General features: G+C 66.3%; 16 protein-coding genes. 4 read left to right on the top strand and 12 right to left on the bottom strand.

Features of this window, described 5'->3' with window-relative positions; all coding sequences use genetic code 11:
- Positions 1 to 2: 2 nt before the first annotated feature.
- The 12 genes from AC07X4_RS00095 to AC07X4_RS00150 form a co-directional block, all read right to left on the bottom strand.
- Positions 3 to 650, bottom strand: a complete 648-nt coding sequence (locus AC07X4_RS00095; RefSeq protein WP_494738857.1) for a cysteine hydrolase family protein — start codon at positions 648 to 650, stop codon at positions 3 to 5.
- Positions 647 to 2,719: a hydantoinase/oxoprolinase family protein gene (locus tag AC07X4_RS00100; protein ID WP_494738858.1), complete on the bottom strand. Its 2,073-nt coding sequence runs from the start codon at positions 2,717 to 2,719 to the stop codon at positions 647 to 649. The genes AC07X4_RS00095 and AC07X4_RS00100 overlap by 4 nt, the downstream gene beginning before the upstream one ends.
- Positions 2,716 to 4,425 (bottom strand): hydantoinase B/oxoprolinase family protein, encoded by a 1,710-nt coding sequence (locus AC07X4_RS00105; protein ID WP_494738859.1) that lies wholly within the window; start codon positions 4,423 to 4,425, stop codon positions 2,716 to 2,718. Before AC07X4_RS00105 ends, AC07X4_RS00100 begins: the two co-directional genes overlap by 4 nt.
- Positions 4,418 to 4,927: a LeuD/DmdB family oxidoreductase small subunit gene (locus AC07X4_RS00110; protein ID WP_494738860.1), complete on the bottom strand. Its 510-nt coding sequence runs from the start codon at positions 4,925 to 4,927 to the stop codon at positions 4,418 to 4,420. Before AC07X4_RS00110 ends, AC07X4_RS00105 begins: the two co-directional genes overlap by 8 nt.
- Positions 4,924 to 6,213 (bottom strand): 3-isopropylmalate dehydratase large subunit, encoded by a 1,290-nt coding sequence (locus AC07X4_RS00115; protein ID WP_494738861.1) that lies wholly within the window; start codon positions 6,211 to 6,213, stop codon positions 4,924 to 4,926. Before AC07X4_RS00115 ends, AC07X4_RS00110 begins: the two co-directional genes overlap by 4 nt.
- The gene (locus AC07X4_RS00120) at positions 6,210 to 7,172 is read right to left on the bottom strand and encodes a Bug family tripartite tricarboxylate transporter substrate binding protein (RefSeq protein WP_494738862.1); all 963 of its coding nucleotides are present in this window, start codon (positions 7,170 to 7,172) and stop codon (positions 6,210 to 6,212) included. Before AC07X4_RS00120 ends, AC07X4_RS00115 begins: the two co-directional genes overlap by 4 nt.
- A gap of 84 nt (positions 7,173 to 7,256) precedes the next feature.
- Complete coding sequence (locus AC07X4_RS00125; RefSeq protein WP_056062870.1) at positions 7,257 to 7,994, bottom strand: ABC transporter ATP-binding protein; 738 nt, start codon at positions 7,992 to 7,994, stop codon at positions 7,257 to 7,259.
- Positions 7,991 to 8,752, bottom strand: a complete 762-nt coding sequence (locus AC07X4_RS00130; RefSeq protein ID WP_121942897.1) for an ABC transporter ATP-binding protein — start codon at positions 8,750 to 8,752, stop codon at positions 7,991 to 7,993. Before AC07X4_RS00130 ends, AC07X4_RS00125 begins: the two co-directional genes overlap by 4 nt.
- A complete protein-coding gene (locus tag AC07X4_RS00135; protein ID WP_494738863.1) occupies positions 8,742 to 9,713 on the bottom strand; it encodes a branched-chain amino acid ABC transporter permease in 972 nt (323 codons plus the stop codon). Before AC07X4_RS00135 ends, AC07X4_RS00130 begins: the two co-directional genes overlap by 11 nt.
- Positions 9,710 to 10,582, bottom strand: coding sequence for a branched-chain amino acid ABC transporter permease (locus AC07X4_RS00140; RefSeq protein WP_056062878.1), 873 nt, complete (start codon positions 10,580 to 10,582; stop codon positions 9,710 to 9,712). The genes AC07X4_RS00135 and AC07X4_RS00140 overlap by 4 nt, the downstream gene beginning before the upstream one ends.
- Before the next feature lie 96 nt (positions 10,583 to 10,678).
- A complete protein-coding gene (locus AC07X4_RS00145) occupies positions 10,679 to 11,881 on the bottom strand; it encodes an ABC transporter substrate-binding protein (protein WP_436075151.1) in 1,203 nt (400 codons plus the stop codon).
- Between the two features lie 47 nt (positions 11,882 to 11,928).
- Complete coding sequence (locus tag AC07X4_RS00150; RefSeq protein WP_199170813.1) at positions 11,929 to 12,741, bottom strand: GntR family transcriptional regulator; 813 nt, start codon at positions 12,739 to 12,741, stop codon at positions 11,929 to 11,931.
- Positions 12,742 to 12,982: 241 nt separating this feature from the next.
- Here AC07X4_RS00150 and AC07X4_RS00155 point away from each other — a divergent pair, with 241 nt between their 5' ends.
- Genes AC07X4_RS00155 through AC07X4_RS00170 form a run of 4 tightly spaced genes read left to right on the top strand, consistent with a single transcriptional unit; the run spans position 12,983 to position 18,853 of the window.
- Positions 12,983 to 13,729, top strand: a complete 747-nt coding sequence (locus tag AC07X4_RS00155; RefSeq protein WP_395454575.1) for a TetR/AcrR family transcriptional regulator — start codon at positions 12,983 to 12,985, stop codon at positions 13,727 to 13,729.
- 2 nt (positions 13,730 to 13,731) lie between these two features.
- Positions 13,732 to 14,901, top strand: a complete 1,170-nt coding sequence (locus tag AC07X4_RS00160; RefSeq protein ID WP_494738864.1) for an efflux RND transporter periplasmic adaptor subunit — start codon at positions 13,732 to 13,734, stop codon at positions 14,899 to 14,901.
- A gap of 14 nt (positions 14,902 to 14,915) precedes the next feature.
- Positions 14,916 to 18,098, top strand: a complete 3,183-nt coding sequence (locus AC07X4_RS00165; RefSeq protein WP_494738865.1) for an efflux RND transporter permease subunit — start codon at positions 14,916 to 14,918, stop codon at positions 18,096 to 18,098.
- Between the two features lie 41 nt (positions 18,099 to 18,139).
- Complete coding sequence (locus AC07X4_RS00170; protein WP_099730302.1) at positions 18,140 to 18,853, top strand: protein-L-isoaspartate O-methyltransferase family protein; 714 nt, start codon at positions 18,140 to 18,142, stop codon at positions 18,851 to 18,853.
- Positions 18,854 to 18,864: the final 11 nt, after the last annotated feature.

Raw genomic sequence — 18,864 nt, forward strand, 5'->3', positions numbered from 1 at the left:
ATTCATGCGGAAGGGGCCGCCACAGCGGCAGTCACGGCGGTCGCAAAGTCGGCGCAGGTCAGCACCTGGGCCACGTTGGCCATGTCGGCCACCGAGGTGTCGTGCACTGCCTGCTTGAAAGCCGCGCAGCCGTCGGACAGCACCAGGGTCTGGTAGTCGCGCATGTGCGCATCTCGCACCGTGCTGGCCACGCCCCCGTTCGTGACAATCCCACACACCGCCACGGTGGTGATGCCCGCGCGGCGCAGCACCCAGTCGAGCTGGGTGTTGAAGAAAGCCGAATACGCCACCTTGCACACCGACACGTCCACCCACGGTGCGATCTCAGCCACATGAGCCTGGCCCGTGCTGCCCGGGGCAAAGTCACCACGGCGCAGGAACGGGCGCAAGGCCTTGAGGTGGGGCGAGACCATGGGCTCGCCCTGCGCGTCGGGCCACAGGGTGAACTGGCTGCCCACCACCATGCCGCCCGCCGCCTTGAGTGCCTTGGCCACCGCTGCCACCCGGGGTGGCAAGGCCTGGGCGGCAGCGCTCACCGCGCCACCGCGCGCGTAGGCGCCGTCCGGGGCCAAAAAGTCGTTTTGCAGGTCGATGATGACCAGCGCCGTGTGGCGCGGGTTGATGCTCAGGTTAGGTGCGCCGTGGCTCATGCTGCGCCCTCCCCGCCGGCCCGCACCAGCAGATTGCCCAGCGGGTCCACCGTGGCGCTGAAGCCAGGCTCCAGCCACACCGTGGTGTCGGGCTGCTCCAGGATGGCGGGGCCGTCGATGCGGGTGCCAACGGGCAGGTCCAGCCGTGCGTGGCGCGCGGCGTCCCACCAGCGGCCGGCGTGGAACACGCGCTGCACGCCCAGCGACGGGTTCACGGTAGTGGTCTGCGGTGCCAGCACCGTCAGGTCGAACTTGGGGCGCACGCCCACGCGGGCATAGCGCAGGTTCATCACCCGCACGGCAATGCCGTCAAGCACACGGCCAAAAGCGGCGCGGTAGGCGGCCTCGAACGCTGCGCGGATGCCCTCGTGGCTCAGCGCATCAGCCGCCACGGGCACCTGCACGGTGTGGGTTTGACCGGCATAGAGCATGTCGAGCGCAATGATTTCCTGCACTTCGACAAACTTCACGCCCGCCGAATCCAGGCGCTGCTGGCAGGTGGCTGCGAGTGTGGCCACCCGCTGGCGCAGGTCGGCCACGTCCAGGTCGGCCAGGGGCTTGTTCAGCGTCTGCACCGCGTCGTGGCGCATGTCAGCCATCACACAGCCCAGGGCGGAGGTGACGCCGGGGTAGCGCGGCACGATGCCCGTGCCCACGCCCACCTCGCGCATCATGGCGCACACATGCAGTGCGCCGCCGCCGCCAAACGGCATGTAGGCAAACTGGCGCGGGTCGTGCCCGCGCTCGATGGACACCACGCGCACGGCGCCCGCCATCTTGGCGTTGGCCACCGTGAGGATGGCTTCGGCGGCTGCCATCACATCCAGGCCCAAGGGTTGGGCCACATGGGTCTCGATGGCGTCACGCGACTTTTGCGCGTCCATGGCGGCCAGCAGGCCACCGCCCAGGGGCCGGTCGGCGGCGATACGGCCCAGCAGCACGTTGGCATCGGTGACCGTGGGCCGGGTGTTGCCCCGGCCATAGCAGGCCGGGCCGGGGATGCTGCCCGCCGACTCGGGGCCCACCTGCAGCATGCCGCTGGCGTCCACCGAGGCAATCGAGCCACCACCCGCGCCAATGGTCTCAATCTGGATCATGGGCGAGCGCACCACCATGCCAAATTCAATGGCCGTCTGTGCGGCCAACGCCGCCTCGCCCTTGGCCACCAGCGACACGTCGAACGAGGTGCCGCCCATGTCGCCCGTGATCACATCGGGGAAACCTGCCGCACGCGCAATCGCCGCGCAGGCAATCACGCCCGCCGCCGGGCCCGAGAGCGCGGTGCGCACGGGCACATCGCAGGCCGTCTGGCGCGACATCACGCCGCCGTTGCTTTGCACGATGAGCAGCTCGCCGCCAAAGCCCTGCGTGCGCAGGTCGCCCTCCAGCCGCTCCAGGTAGCTGCCCACCACGGGCTGGAGGGCGGCGTTGAGCGTGGCGGTGGAGCAGCGCTCGAACTCGCGGATTTCGGGCAGCACCTCGCTGGCGGCCGTCACATGTGGGTTGGGCCACACGCTGCGCACGGCGGCCACGGCGGCCTGCTCGTTGGTGGGGTTGGCGTAGGTGTTGATGAAGAACACGCAGACGGCCTCGCAGCCCGCCTCCAGCAGCGCGCGCGCCTGGGCCTTGACCTGCTCGATGTCCACGGGCGTGTGCACAGTGCCATCGGCCAATACGCGCTCATCCACCTCCAGGCGCAGGTTGCGCGGCACGATGGGCTCGAAGCTGCCGCGCAGGCCCCAGGTCTGCGGCCGGTCGCGGCGGCGCATCTCCAGCACATCGCGAAAGCCGCGGGTGGTGATGATGCCGGTGCGTGCCACCTTGCGCTCCAGCAGCGCATTGGTGCCCACGGTGGTGCCGTGCACGATGGTGGCGATCTGCGCAGCCGAGTCAGCCACACGCGCCACGCCATTCATGAAGCCGCGCGCCTCCTCACCCCGGGTGCTGGGCACCTTGACGATGCGGGCGCTGCCATCGCGCTCGTCCAATACGAACAGGTCGGTGAACGTGCCACCCACGTCCACACCCACCACATACGAAGCCTGATCCGAAACCTTGCCGCTGCTCATGCCTTGCCTTTCGCTGTGGCGGGGGCAATGACGTAGCCCATCGCCAAATCCTTATCACGCGCTGCTGCGGCCCGTGCGGCCGGTACACCGTAGCCACCGCCACCGGGGGTTTCCAGCCGCACGCGCTCGCCCTGCTTCAAGCGGATGCCGATCATCTTGGAGCGCATGGGTGGCTGCTTCCATTCACTATTGTTTTCATAGCTGAAGACGTTCATGGAACCGGCGCTACCGCCCGAAATGCCTTGGGGTGCGGCCTTGCCGCGCTCGCCAAAGATGAACACCTCGGCGTCCTGCTCCAGCAGCTCGATTTCATATATCGCACCCAGGCCGCCCCGGTGCTCACCATCGCCGCCCGAATCGGGGCGCAGCGCCCATTGCGTGAAGCGCACGGGGTACGCAGCCTCCAGAATTTCGAGCGGCGGGATGGTGGCCGTGGAGATGGGCGCGTTGCCGTGGCTCAGGCCGTCGCCATCGCTGTGCCCGCCGTGGCCGCCGCCAAAGAAGCTGAACATGACCCAGCGCTGGCCCTTGCGGGCCGCGTCGGTGCGGTGGCCCGCGATGGACAGCGCATTGATGGTGCCGTAGGCCTGGGCCATGGCACGCTTCGGGTCGGTCTGTGCGGTGGCGCTGAAGATCACATCGATCATGCGCAGGATGGTTTCGGTGTAGCCGCCCACGGGGCGGGGCCGCGCGGCGCTGATGACCAGCCCCTCGGGCAGCACGAAGTCCACCGCGTCGAGCACGCCCGCGTTGGCGGGTACATCAGGGAATAAATGCTTGAGCGCCACATAGCACGCCGCAATCGCCGTGGCGCGCGAGATGTTCACGGGTCCGGCGCACTGCGGCGAGGTGCGCGAGAAATCGAGCGTGAGGCGCTCGCCCTGCACCGTCATGTCGAGCGCGATGGTCAACGCCTCATCCTTCACGCCGTCGTTGTCCAGGATGTCGCTGAAGCTATAGCGCCCGTCGGGCAGCGCCGCGATGTGCGATTGCATGAGCTTGACGGCGCGCGTGCGCAGCTCGCCCATTGCCTGCTGCACCACGGCGTCACCGTATTGATCCAACAGGTCGTGCAGGCGACGTTCGCCCAGGTCCAGCGCGGCCAGCTGACCGTTCAGGTCGCCCCACAGGCTGTCGGGCAGGCGGGTGTTGGCCTTGAGGATGGCGAGCACGTCGTCGTCGAACACGCCGCCGCGCACGATGCGCACGGGCGGGATCTGCACGGCCTCCTGCCAGCATTCGGTGGCGGCCGGGTTGTAGTTGCCGGGCACGTTGCCGCCCACATCGTGCCAGTGCGCGGCCGATGCCAGAAAGCAGTACAGCTTGCCACCGCGAAAGAAGGGCCGCACCAGCTTGAAGTCGTTGGCGTGCGTGCCACCCTCGTAGGGGTCGTTGAACAACCAGGTGTCGCCGGCCGTGATGCCACCGCGCTCGCCCGCTGCGCGCATGGCAGCGCGCACGGCGAAAGCCATCGCCCCCACAAACACGGGCAGGCCCGATTTGCCCTGCACCAGCGTGTCGCCACTGACGGCGTCGTACAGGCCGTGGCAGGCATCGTGCGCCTCGGCAATGATGGGGTTGAACGCGCTGCGGTACAGCGTGGCGTCCATCTCGTCGGCGATCTGTTCCAGGCGGCCGCGCAAGACGGCCAGGGTGACGGGGTCCATAGCGGGCGGTGCGGTGGTGGTGTTGTTGTGTTCAGCCATTGACGGCCTCCTTGCCAAAGCGGGTGCGCAGCTGGTTCAGCAGACCGCCAGCGCGCACCATGTCCATGAGAAACGGTGGAATCGGATCGCAGGCCAGCGCGCGGCCCTGGGAGGTGATGACAGCGGGCGCCTGCCAGTCGAGCGTGACGGCATCGCCGTCACCCAGCGCACCCAGTGCATCGGCCTCGGCGCAGGTCAGCAGCAGCAGGCCCAGGTTGAAGGCGTTGCGAAAGTACAGGCCGCTGAACGACGGCGCGATGACCGCAACGATGCCCAGCCGCACCAGCACGGCGGCCGCCTGCTCGCGCGAGGAGCCAATGCCGAAGTTGGGCCCGGCCACGATCACGTCGCCCTTGCGCACGCCGCCCACGAAGTCGGGCCGCACCGATTCGAGGCAGTGGCGCGCCAGCACGTCCAGGCCGTGCTTCATGGCATGGCCGGGGGCGAGTACATCGGTGTCGATGTCAGCGCCCAGTTTCCAGACCCTGTGGGTGTTTGTCATACCAGTACCTCGCGGGGGTCGGTGATGCAACCGCGCACGGCCGATGCCGCCACGGTGTACGGCGACGCCAGATACACCTGCGCGGTGGCCGAGCCCATGCGGCCCTTGAAGTTGCGGGCGGTGCTGGAGATGACGGTGGTGTTATCGCCCACCGTGTCGCCATAGCCTGCGCAGGCACCGCAAGTGGTAGGGAACAGTTCGGCCCCCGCGTCCTGCAGCACCTGCAGCACACCCTCATCGCGCGCAGCGGCCTGGTCCTGCTGGCTGGCAGGGGCCACCATCAGGCGCACTCCACTGGCCACGCGTTTGCCACGCAGTACCGAGGCGGCTGCGCGCAGGTCGTCCAGCTTGGCGCCCGTGCAGGCGCCGATGTAGGCCACGTCGATGCCCCGCCCTGCGTGCTGCGCCACGGGGGCGGCGTTGGCCGGGCTGTGGGGCGCGGCGACCTGCGGCGTGAGCGTGGTGGCGTCGAAGGTGTGGCGCGTGAGGGCTGCGCCTTCATCCGTGCGCCAGGCATCCAGCCCCTGCAGGTCTGCGTCGGGCACGCCCGCCGCCCGCAACCACTCGCGTGTGGTGGCGTCGGGGGCAATCAGACCGGCCTGGGCGCCCAGCTCGGCGCTCATGTTCGAGAGCGTCATGCGTTCCTGCATGCCCAGCGCCTGCACGGCGGGGCCGGCAAACTCCACGGCCTGGTACTGGCCGCCGTTCATGCCAAAGCGGCCAATCATGTGCAGCATCATGTCTTTGGCCGTCACGCCCTGGGCCAGCTGTCCGCTCCAATGCATCTGCAGGGTGTGGGGCACGCGCAGCCAGATTTCGCCGGTCACCACCACGCCCAGCATTTCGGTGCTGCCGATGCCAAACATGTAGGCACCGAATGCACCGCCTGTGGGCGAATGCGAGTCGCCGCCCACGCAGAACATGCCGGGGCGGATATGTCCGTGCTGGGGCACCACAACATGGCAGATGCCCTGGCCGTCATACACATGGGGCAAAGCCTGCTCGCGCGCCCAGTCGCGGGCGATGCGCACGATGCGGCGGGATTCTTCGTCGCGCTCGGGCAGGTAGTGGTCCATGACAAGGACCACGCGCGATTTGTCCCAGATCTGCGCGCCCAGTTCGTCGAGCATGGGCTTGAGGCGCCGGGGGCCGGACGAGTCGTGAAACATGGCCAGGTCCACGCTGCAGTTGACGATTTCACCGGGTGTGACGCTGGCGCGGCCGCTGGCGCGGGCCACCAGCTTCTGGGCCAGGGTGCTAGCCACAACATCTGGGGTGGCGGTCATTCGGGTTTGGCTCCGGCAAACTTCACCACCTTGGCCCAGCGCGGGATTTCGGCCTGCACAAAGCGCGCAAACTCGTCCGGGCTGTTGCCCACGGGCACGGCGCCCTCCAGCTCCAGGCGCTTTTTCACGTCGGGGGTGGCAATGGCCTGGCGTGCGGCATCGCTCAGGCGCTTGGCCAGCTCGGGGTTCATCTGCCCCGGGCCAAACAGGCCAAACCATGCGCTGGATTCGTAGCCCGGCAGCACCTCGGCAATCGCAGGCACATCCGGAAAGGCGGGCAGGCGCTTGGCACTGGTCACGCCCAACGCCTTGAGCTTGCCCGCGCGGATCTGCGCCTGTGCATTGCCCACGGCGGCGAACATCAGGTCGACCTGCCCGGCCAGCACATCCTGCAACGCGGGCGCAGTGCCCCTGTACGGAATGTTGACGATGTAGGCGCCCGACTGCATCTTGAAGGCATCGCCCGCCAGGTGCAGCGATGAACCCACCGCGCCAATCGCAAAGTTGAGCTTGCCTGGCTTGGCCTTGGCCAGCGCGATCAGCTCACGCACATCTTTGGCAGGCAGCGAGGGGTGAGCCACCAGCACCGAGGGTGAGGTGGCCACACAGGTCAGCGGGGTGAAGTCCTTGACAGGGTCGAACGGCAGCGAGGGGTAGAGGCTGGCGTTGATGGCATGGCTGGTGAAGCTCATGAGCAGCGTGTTGCCGTCGGGTGCGGCTTTGGCCACCGCGTCGGCGGCAATGTTGCCGCCCGCACCGGGCCGGTTCTCGACAATCACGGTGCGGCCCAGCAGGCGGCCCATTTCGATGGACAGGGTGCGCGCCAGGGTGTCGGTGGAGCCGCCGGCCGGTGCGCCAACCAGGATGCGGATGGGCGCGGACTGGGCAAAGGCCCGCCCGCCCATCAGCACGGCCGGCACAGGGGCAAGCGCTTGGAGGATTCTGCGGCGTTGGATCATGGTGTGGTGTCTCCTTCTTCGGTCACAGAGCAGGCATCACCGTGCCTTGGTCAAACGGGATGGCATGGGCGAGGAGCATGGGATTCAAAGGCCCAGATAGGCGCGGCGCAGGTCGTCGCTGCGCAGCAGTTCGTCGGGCGCGCCAGAAAAGCGAATGCTGCCGTTTTCCATCACGTAGGCACGGTCCGCAATCTCCAGCGACTGGCCCACGTTCTGCTCGACCAGCAACACCGCCAGCCCGGTGGCACGCAGCTGGCGAATCAGGCCGAACATCTCCTCGACCAGCAGGGGCGACAGGCCCAAAGATGGCTCATCCAGGATCAGCAGACGGGGTTCGGCCATCAGGCCCCGGCCAATGGCCAGCATCTGCTGCTCGCCGCCGCTCATGGTGCCCGCGAGCTGGGTGGTGCGCTCCTTCAGGCGCGGAAAGGTGGCAAACACCTTGTCGATGTTGTCGGCCCGGCGCTCCCGCGCGCGGGTGAAGCTGCCCAGCGAGAGGTTTTCGAGCACGCTGAGGTTCGGGAAAATCTTGCGCCCTTCGGGCACCTGGATCAGCCCGGCCTTGACGACCTCGGTGTAGTGCGCGCCGCTCAGGTCCGCGCCACCAAAAGCGACAGTACCGTCCCAGGCCTTATAAATGCCACACACGACGTTGTTGAAGGTGGATTTGCCCGCACCGTTGCTGCCCAGCAGGGCCACGGTCTCGCCGGGCTGGACCTGCAGGTCCACACCCCGCAGGACCTCGACGCGGCCGTAGCCGCCGCGCAAGCCCGCCACGCTGAGCAAGGGGCTGGATGCGGACGATGGGACGGCGCTGCTCATGCGGCCTCCTTCGCTGCAGCGGCACGCAGGCGCGCCGCCGTGCCGTGGCCCAGGTAGGCCTCGATCACGCGCTCGTCGGACGTCACCACGCCCGGGCTGCCCTCGGCAATCAACTGGCCCTGCGCCAGCACCCACACATGCTCGGCCAGGTTCATCACGGCCTGCATCACGTGCTCGATCATCAACACGGTCACGCCACCATCGGCGATGCCGCGCACCACGGGAATCATCTCGGCAATCTCCTGGGGGTTGAGGCCCGCCAGCACTTCATCGAGCAGCAGCAGGCGCGGTTGTGTCGCCAGCGCGCGCGCCAGCTCCAGCCGCTTGCGGCCCGCCACCGTGAGGTCGGCTGCAGGCTTGTCCAGCTGGGGCGAAAGGCCCACGCGGGCGGCCACGTCGCTCGCCAATGCCAGCGCCGCGCGGCGGTTGGGCTCCTTCAGGTGCGCGCCCACGGCAATGTTTTCACGCACGGTTTGTGCCGCAAACGGCTGCACGATCTGGAAGGTGCGCGTCATGCCCAGCCGGGCATTGAGATGGGGCGCCTGACCGGTGATGTCCTGGCCTGCGAAGCGCACCGTGCCTGCGTCGGGCCGTACAAAGCCCGACATCAGTGCAAACAGCGTGGTCTTGCCTGCGCCATTGGGTCCGATCAGCGCCGTTAAAGAACCTTCTGGCACCGCCAGGCTCACGTTTTGCACGGCTTTCAGGCCGCCGAAGGATTTGCTCAGGCCACTGAGCTGCAACAGGTCATTGGCCATGGCGGCCTCCCGAACGTTTCCACATCGCCACCACCGACTGCCCAATGCCTGCGATACCACGCGGCAGGAACATCACGATGAGCACCAGCACCACGCCGTAGATCACCATGTTGATGCCCGGCAGCTGCCCGAACAGGTTGCGCGTGATGTCGGCCAGGATGTGCAGCACCAGGGCGCCCAGCACGGGCCCCCAAACGGTGCCGATGCCGCCCACGATGGCGGCCACCAGGGCTTCCACCGACGTGACGGAGCCGTAGGCAATGCCCGGGTCGATGTACTGGAACACCTGCACATAAAACGCACCGGCTGCGCCCATGAAACCGCCCGACAGTGCGATGGCGCCCATCTTCACGTTGAAAGGATTCACGCCAATGGCGCGCGCCGCGTCTTCGTTGTCGCGCACGGCCTGCAGCCAGGCGCCAAAGCGTGAGTTCTTGAGCCACCAGCTCACGAGCAGCGCCAGCGTGACCAGCGCCAGGATGAGAAACACATAGCCCTTGCGCGATCCGAACTGCATGTTGCCCAGCGACTCCTTGAGCGGCAGCATCAGGCCCACACCCGCCCCGGTGAACGGCACCGACAGCGCCAGGATGCGGAACACCTCGGCAAAGGCCAGCGTGACCAGCGCAAAGTACGAACCCTTGAGCCCGTAGCGGAACGACAGCCCGCCCACGAACAACCCCACCAGCGCACTGCCCGCCACGGCCATGGGCATAGCCACCCAAGGGTTGATGCCGCCTTGCATCTGCGCAATGGCCTGGATGTACGCTCCCGTGCCAAAGAACAGTGCATGGCCGAACGAGAACTGCCCGCCAAAGCCGCCCAGGATGTTCCATGCCTGGGCCAGCAAGGCAGCGTAGAGCGCCATCATCACGAAGTTGAGCAGCACGCCGGAGTCCGACACGCCCGTCACGGCCGCCACGATGGCCGCGAACATTCCAATGGTCCAGAGTTGCTTCATGCCTTGGCTCCAAACAAGCCCTGCGGGCGGAACAGCAACACCGCGATGAAGATGGCAAAGATGCCGATCTGCCCCAGCGATTCGCCCAGATACAGGCCGCCCAGCGACTCCACCACCCCAATCAGCAGCCCTCCCACCAGCGCGCCACTAAAGCTGCCCATGCCGCCCAGCACCACGATGGTGAAAGCCACCAGCACAAAGCCGCTGCCCACCTGTGGATTCACGTAGTAAGCCGGCAGCAGAAAACACGCGGCCGCCCCCAGGCAAGCCAGGCCGATGCCAAAGCTCATCGCGTACACGTGGTCCACGTTGATGCCCATGAGCTTGGCGCCATGCTTTTCCTTGGCCACAGCACGGATGGCGCGGCCCAGGTCCGTCTTGCCGACGATCCAGAGCAAGACGCCCGACACCACCAGCGCCCCGGCAAAGGCCACCAGCTTCGGGAGCGCAATCATGGCGGGGCCTACAGCGACGGTGGTCAGCGTGTAGGCCGTTTCGATGGTGCGCGTGTCGGACTTGAAGAACAACAGGGCGAGGTTCTCCATCACGATGGAGATGCCCAGCGTGACCAGCAGGATGTTCTCGTCCTTGCCGTGGCTGGCGCGGTTGATCACCAGGCGCTGCAGGCCATAGCCCAGGGCGAACATGCCAGGCACCAGGATGGGCAGCGCCAGGTAGGGGTCGAGCCCGAAGTGCTGCTTGAGCAGGTACACGGCGTACAGCGCCAACATCAGCGACGCGCCATGCGCGAAGTTGATGATGTGCAGCACGCCGTAGATCAGCGTGAGCCCGAGGGCGATCAGGGCATAGACCGCGCCCGTCGTCAGGCCGTTCAGGAGGGAGGGAAAGAGGATGCTGAGCTCGAACATGGGTGTGGAGTCCGGCGTTCAGGCAAAGGCGCGGCCTGGCGCTCCGCGTGGGATCGCCCCGCAGCCCCTGCATTCAGGGCCGAAAAGTGGTGGGTGTCAGGCCTTCAGCGGGAAGAGCGGGTCCGCTTCGCGATAGTCGCGCGGGATGATGACCTTGATGTCCTTGTTCAGCACCTGGGTCATGAGCGGCTGGGCACCCTGGTTCTGTCCATTGACGAATTTGGTCGGGCCGTACGGCATGATGTGATCGGCAAAGGTGCTCTTTTCCAGTGCGTCGATGAGGGCGGCACGGTCCATTGACTTGGCGCGCTCCAGCGCATCGGCCAGCAGCCACATCGAGGTGTAGGTCATGAACAGCTCGTAGCTGAAGAACAGGCCCTTGGCCTCGACCCGCTTCTTCAGGTCCTGCGCGCGCTTGTCCTTGGGGTTGAACCAGTGGTTGCAGTCGATGATGCCGTTGGCAGCGTCCGGAAACTCCTTGACGAACTTGTAGCTCGACGCCGCCCCACCCAACACCGAGTAGATCGCCTTGGGCGTGACCTTTTGCTGCTGCATGGTGCGCACCAGCAGCGCGTACTCGTTGTAATAGTTGGCGGGGATGACGATGTCAGGGTTGATCGCCTTCATGCGCAGCACGATGTTGTTGAAGTCGCGCGTGGGGTTGGCGTGCTTGACGACTTCCTTGACCTCATAGCCGTAGCCGGGCAGCTCACGCGCTAGCAGCTGTGCAGTGCCGGTGCCAAACAGCGATTCTTCATGGATGATCATCACTGTTTTGGCGGGCTTGCCTGCCGCCGTGTTCAGCACATGCAGGTTGGCCACGGCGGTCTCGGCGCACTTCTTGTAGCCGGGGCCAAAGCGGAAGGTGTTCTTGAGGCCGCGCTCCACGATCTGGTCGGCCACGCCCACATCCACGATGTGCGGCAGGTTGTACTTGGCAGCGGCCTGCGTGGTGGCCAGGCAGATGGCCGAGGCAAACGCCCCCACCACGGCGGACACGCCCGCTTCATTCATCTTCTCGACCTCGGCGGCACCGGCCTGAGGCTGTGACTGCGCATCGCCCAGCAGGACTTCGAGCTTGGCGCCGCCCAGGGCCTTGATGCCACCAGCCTTGTTGATGTCTTCAATGGCCATCATCGCGCCTTCGCGGCATTGCTGGCCCGAATAGGCCAGTGCGCCGGTCACCGGGTGCAGCACCCCCACCTTGACGGACTTGGCCTGCGCCCCGCCCACCAGTGGGAAGGCCAGCGCCGACGCGGCGGCAGCCGACTGGGACATGAAATGGCGGCGAGTACTCATGGGCATTCTCCTGGCAGGTGGGTCGGGTTGAGGTTGGAGGAACGGATTCAGTGGAACTGGGCCGACAGCTCTTTGCTGACCCAGACCTTGGCGTCGATGCTGCCCACACGGGACAGCTGCATTTCGTATTCGTAGCGGTCCGGCCGGTAGAGGCCGTGCAGCCACTGCACAGGGCGCTCCTGGTCGTCATAGATGAGACGGCGCACAGCCAGCAGTGCCGAGCCCACCGAGACATCCAGGTGGCGGGCCACGACAGCGTCAGCCAGCTTGGCCGAGATGGTTTGGTGCGCGCGACCCACCTTGACGCCCGACTCTTCGAGCAGCACCAGGATGGGCTTGCGCGCCAGCTCGCGCCGTCCGAACTGGCGGGCAATGTCGGCGGGCACATAGGTGGTGATGTGCGACAGCGGCCCCTCTTTGGTGCTCCGCACCCGGACCGCCTTTTGTACGGCGTCGCCCACCGCGATGTTCAGCGCGCCGGCCACGGCACGCGATGCTGTGACTGTGTCCACATCCAGCACCTTGACGGAGGTGCGCAGGCCCATGCTGACCAGGTTCTCCAGCAGACCCGTGAGATGCGCGCGGCTGCTCTCGCCCTCGCCGCCCGCGCCGTTGGCGGTAGCTGGGGCGGGTGGCACAGGGCGGGTGCCCCGGCCGGGCTCGCGGGAGATCATGCCCTCACCTTCCAGCAGCTCCAGCGCCCGGCGCACCGTGACACGCGCCACCGCGAACTGCCGCATCAGCGCCAGTTCGCCCGGCAGACCATCGGCAAACCGACCCTCTTGCAACTGCTCCCGCAGCACCAGATAGATCTGGTGGTACTTGGGGAGCGGCAGGTTGTTGGACGGCATGGAGGTCATATTAGGAATAGTTCTAATGTCCTGTCAATAAGACATTTAGGAGCGAAATTTGTCTTGCTGCAGACATTTGCGGCACCGGTGCACTGCACCGAGTGCACGCAACCACCGTGCCAGCAAGGAGAGATGTGCACCGCAGCAATGCGAAACGGCGCGCTTTTTGGCGGCATGTGACAAGGCCGCATTGACGCGCCCACAGGCACTGGCTACATTACTAACCAGTCAGTCATTAAAAATAGCCGGTTTGACCACTCCCCCCCCACCCTCCTCTGCCACGACCAGCACCAAACGCGAGCGCCGCAAGGAAGCCCGCCCGGGAGAGCTGCTGGAGGCTGCCCTCGACCTGTTTGTCGAGAAGGGGTTTGCCGCCACACGGGTGGATGAGGTGGCGGCGCGCGCAGGGGTATCCAAGGGCACGCTGTTTCTGTACTTCCCCAGCAAGGAAGAGCTCTTCAAGGCGGTGGTGCGCGAAAACATCGCCGGCCGCTTTGCCGAGTGGAACAGCGAGCTGGAGACCTTTGTGGGAACCACCAGCGAGGTCCTGCGCTATTGCTACCAGGTCTGGTGGGAACGCATCGGGTGCACCAAGGCCTCAGGCATTACCAAGCTCATGCTCAGCGAGGCGCAGAACTTCCCCGAGATCGCGCAGTTCTACCAGCACGAAGTCATCCTGCCCGGCCAGGCGCTGATTCGCCGCATCCTGGAGCGTGGCATTGCGCGGGGCGAATTCCGCCCCGTGAACCTCGACTACGCCGTGTACCTGGTGCTGGCCCCCATGATCTTCCTCATGATGTGGAAGCACTCTGTGGGCGCCTGCGTGCCTGATGCCCAGGAGCTGACACCTGAGCAATACATCGAGACGCAGATCGACAACATCCTGCACGGCCTGTGTGTGCGCCCGGAGGCGCCTGCAGCTTCCGGCGCAGCAGGCACATTGCTGTCTGACAAGCCGTCCCCTCCCCCTTCTTTCGCGCGCTCGCGCACACCCTGACCATGAAACGCTGGATTCCCTGGATGGCTGCGGCCGTCGTTGTCGTGCTGCTCGGTGGCGGTGTCTGGCGTGCCATGGCGGCGCGGCAGGCGCAGCAAAAGGCTTTGGCCGAGGCGTCCACACAACGGGCCGAGGCACCGCTGCAGCTGGCGGCCGACGAAGTGATCACCGTGCAATCGTCCCAACTCTCGCTGGGGGTACCGGTATCAGGCTCGTTGCGTGCCGTGGACTCGGCCATGGTCAAGGCACGCGTGGCCGGCGAGCTGCAGGGCCTGACTTTGCGCGAAGGCGACAGCGTCAAGGCGGGACAGGAAGTGGCACGCATCGACCCGACCGAAGCCCGTGCACGCCTGCGCCAGGCCCAGCAGCAGGCCGATGCAGCCAAATCGCAGGTGGACATCAACCAGCGGCAGTACAACAACAACCGTGCACTGGTAGACCAGGGCTTTATCTCTGCCACGGCGCTGGTCACCTCGCAAGCCAGCCTGGAAGCGGCCCAATCCAGCTACCAGGCCGCCGTATCGGCCGCCGATGTCGCCCGCAAGGCGCTGGAAGACACCGTCCTCAAAAGCCCCATCAGCGGCCTGGTGGCGCAGCGGCTGGCCCAGCCGGGAGAGCGGGTGCCCATCGACGCCCGCATCATCGAAGTGGTGGACCTCTCCCGCCTGGAACTCGAAGCCCTGCTCACCCCGGCTGACTCCGTCGGCGTGCGTGTGGGTCAGAAGGCCCAGCTCACGGTCGAAGGCGCCTCGGCGCCGGTACAAGCCACCGTCGTGCGCATCAACCCCAGCGCCCAGGCGGGCAGCCGCACCGTGCCAGTCTATTTGCGGGTGGACCAGGCCCCCCACAACGCCAGCCTGCGCCAGGGCCTGTTTGTGCAAGGCCTTCTGGCCACGGGCAGTGCGCAGGTACTGACCGTTCCATTGGATGCCGTGCGCACCGACAAACCGGCACCCTACCTCCAGACGATCAAGGAGGGCCGCGTGGCCTATGCGCCGGTACAGACGGGAGCGCGCGCCGTGGTCAATGGGCAGACCCTGGTCGCGGTGGACGGCGTACCCGTGGGCACGACGGTCATTGCAGGCCGCATGGGTTCGCTGCGCGAGGGCACGCCCGTGGCGGCGGCAGCTGCTGCGCCACAAGCCGCTCCCGCCTCGCGCACTGCGCCCTGACCAGCTGACGCGCCATGTGGTTCACCAAAGTCAGTCTTAAAAACCCCGTGTTCGCCACGATGGTGATGCTCGCCATCGTCGTGCTGGGCCTGTTCTCGTACCAGCGCCTCAAGGTCGATCAGTTTCCCAACATCGACTTCCCGGTGGTGGTGGTCACCGTGGACTACCCCGGTGCGTCGCCTGAAATCGTCGAGAGCGAGGTCACCAAGAAGATCGAGGAAGGTGTCAACTCGATTGCGGGCATCAACGCCCTCACCTCGCGCAGCTACGAGGGCACGGCGGTTGTCATCATCGAGTTCCAGCTCCACATCGACGGCCGCAAGGCCGCCGAGGATGTGCGCGAAAAGGTCGCCACCGTGCGCCCCTTGCTGCGCACCGAGGTCAAGGAGCCACGCGTGCTGCGTTTTGACCCCGCCAGCCGCGCCGTATGGTCGCTGGCCGTGTTGCCCGACGAAAAATCGGGTCGCAGCGCGGTGGAACTGACCACCTGGGCCGAGCAGATCCTAAAGAAGCGCCTGGAAAACGTGCGCGGCGTGGGCGCGGTGAACCTGGTGGGTGCGACCAAGCGCGAAATCAACATCTACCTCAACCCGCAGGCCCTGGAAGCCTTTGGCGTGACCCCCGACCAGGTGGCCAATGCCGTGCGCAACGAGAACCAGGACCTGCCCGTGGGTGCGATCCGCTCGCTGGCGCAGGAGCGTGTGGTGCAGATCGACGCGCGCATGGAGCGGCCCGAGGATTTCGGCAAGATCATCGTGGCCCGCAAGAACGGGGCGCCCGTGCGCCTGGACCAGGTGGCCCGCGTCAACGACGGCGCGCAGGAAGTGGAAAGCCTGGCGCTCTACAACGGCCAGCGCACGCTGCTGCTGTCGGTGCAAAAGTCGCAGGGCGAGAACACCATTGAGGTGGTCGATGGCCTGAACGCCGCCGTGGTGGAACTGAAGAACCAGCTGCCACCCGGGGTGCGGCTCGAAACCATTGGCGATAGCGCCCGCCCGATCCGCGTGGCGGTCAACAACGTGCGCCAGACGCTGATCGAGGGGGCCATCCTCACGGTGCTCATCGTCTTTCTGTTCCTGAACTCCTGGCGCTCCACCGTGATCACCGGGTTGACGCTGCCCATCGCGCTGATCGGCACGTTCCTGTTCATGAACATGTTTGGCTTCACCATCAACATGATCACGCTCATGGCGCTGAGCCTGTGCGTGGGGCTGCTGATCGACGATGCCATCGTGGTGCGCGAAAACATCGTGCGCCACGTGCAGATGGGCAAAGGCGCCTACGCGGCCGCCATGGACGGCACGCAGGAGATCGGCCTGGCGGTGCTGGCCACCACGCTGTCCATCGTGGCAGTGTTCATGCCCATCGGCTTCATGGGCGGCATCATCGGCAAGTTCTTCCACGAGTTCGGCATCACCATCGTCGCGGCGGTGATGATTTCGATGTTTGTGAGCTTCACGCTCGACCCGATGCTGTCGAGCATCTGGCACGACCCGAGCATCCATGCGCACGGCCAAAAGACGGCGCCCGTCACCTTCTACGACAAGACCATTGGCCGCGTCACCGGCTGGTTTGACCGCGCCACCGATGCGCTGGCAGAGGGCTATCAGCACATCCTGCGGTGGTCGCTGGTGCACAAGCTGGCCACCATGGTCATCGCCCTGGCGGTGTTCGTGCTGAGCGTGGTCATGGTGCCGCTGCTGGGCACCGAGTTTGTGCCCAAGGCCGACTTTTCAGAGACCTCCCTCAATTTCTACACCCCCGTGGGTTCGTCGCTCGAGGCCACCGAGTCCAAGGCCAAGCAGGTGGAAGGCATCCTGCGCGAGATGCCGGAAGTGCGCTACACGCTGGCCACCATCAACACCGGCAACGCCCAGGGCAAGATGTACGCCAGCATCTACGTGCGGCTGGTAGACCGCAAGGACCGCAGCCGCAGCGTGGACCAGATGTCCGACGTGCTGCGCGAGCGCCTCAAGACCGTGCCCGGCATCACCGTGACCCATGTGGGCCTGCTGGACGCGGTGGGCGGCCAGAAGCAGGTGGAGTTCTCGCTGCAGGGGCCCGACCTGCGCGAACTGGAGCGCCTGACCAAAATCGTCACCGAGAAGATCCGCGACATCCCCGGCCTCGTGGACCTTGACACCAGCGCCAAGCCTGACAAGCCCGTGATTGCGCTGGATGTGAAGCGTGAAGTGGCGTCGGACCTGGGCCTGTCGGTGGCGCCCATGGCGGCCTCGCTGCGCACGCTGGTGGCAGGCACCACGGTGGGCAACTGGCGTGCGCCCGACGACCAGACCTATGACGTGAATGTGCGCCTGGCGCCCGAGGCGCGCACCACCCCGGCCGACCTGGAGCGCCTGCCCTTTGCCCTGGCCGCCACCGACGGTACGACTCGCATCGTGCGCCTGAACCAGGTCGCCAGCGTCACCGAATCCACCGGCGCCAACCAGATCAACCGCCGCGACCTGACCCGCGAAGTGGCGGTGAACGCCAACGTGTCCCAGCGCTCGGCCGGTGAAGTGTCGAACGACATCAAGAAGGCGCTGGAGACCGTGACCTTCCCGCCGGGTTACCGCTACCAGTTTGGCGGCTCCACCAAGAACATGGCCGAATCGTTTGGCTACGCCATCTCGGCACTGGCCATGGCCATCATCTTCATCTACATGATCCTGGCGAGCCAGTTCAAGAGCTTTTTGCAGCCGCTCGCGCTCATGACGTCGCTGCCGCTCACGCTGATCGGTGTGGTGCTGGCGCTGCTGATGTTCCGCTCCACGCTGTCGATGTTCTCCATCATTGGCGTGGTGATGCTGATGGGCCTGGTGACCAAGAACGCCATCTTGCTTGTGGACTTTGCGATCCGCGCCCGCGAGGAGCACGTGAACGACCAGGGCCAGACCGTGCCCGGCTTGCCCCGCGCCGATGCCCTGCTGCTGGCCGCCCGGGTGCGGCTGCGCCCCATCCTCATGACCACGCTGGCCATGATCTTCGGCATGGTGCCCCTGGCGTTTGCGCTGTCCGAAGGCTCGGAACAGCGCGCGCCCATGGGCCAGGCGGTGATTGGCGGCGTGATTACTTCCTCCCTGTTGACCCTGGTGGTGGTGCCGGTGGTGTATTGCTACATGGATGACTTGGCCCAGTGGGCGCTTCGCAAGATGGGACGCGCCCCGGCAGCGCCTAAAATCGAAGGTTTGTCCTGATCGCCCCGATCGGCCTTGCATCTGCCCCACGGAGAAATCCCATGAACCTGCCCCTGAACACGTCCGCCAACATCAGCGATCCCATCGCCCAGGCCCGCTACAACATGATCGAGCAGCAGATCCGCCCCTGGAACGTGCTCGATGCCGACGTGCTGGACCTGCTGGCCGTGGTGCGCCGCGAAGACTTTGTGCCCCCGGCCTACCGCAGCATGGCCTTCATGGACATTGAAGTCCCCCTGCTGGGCAATGACGCTGAAGAAGCCGTGCGCAAAGGCCACAGCATGCTGCAGCCCCGCGTGGAAGCGCGCATCCTGCAAGACCTGCGCATTTTGCCCACCGACCGCGTGCTCGAAATCGGCGCCGGCTCGGGCTACATGGCCGCCCTGCTGGCCGCCCGTGCCGAACGTGTGGTGTCCCTCGAAATCCACCCCGAGCTGGCTGAAATGGCCCGCGAGAACCTGCGCGATGCGGGCGTGCAGAACGCCGACGTGCGCCAGGGCGACGGTGCCCGCGATGCCATCCCTGACGGCCCGTTCGACGTGATTGTGCTCAGCGGCTCCGTGGCCGAGGTGCCCAGCCACCTGCTGCCCCTGCTGCGCGATGGGGGCCGCCTGGGCGCCATCGTGGGTGGCGAGCCCGTGATGCGTTTCACCCTGACCCGCCGCACCGGCGACCGCTTTGAGACCACATCGCCCTGGGACACCATCGCGCCGCGCCTGGTGAACTTCCCCGAGCCCTCTGGCTTCACGTTCTGACCCCCTGCCCT

The organism is Acidovorax sp. GW460-11-11-14-LB4, from assembly GCF_059423685.1.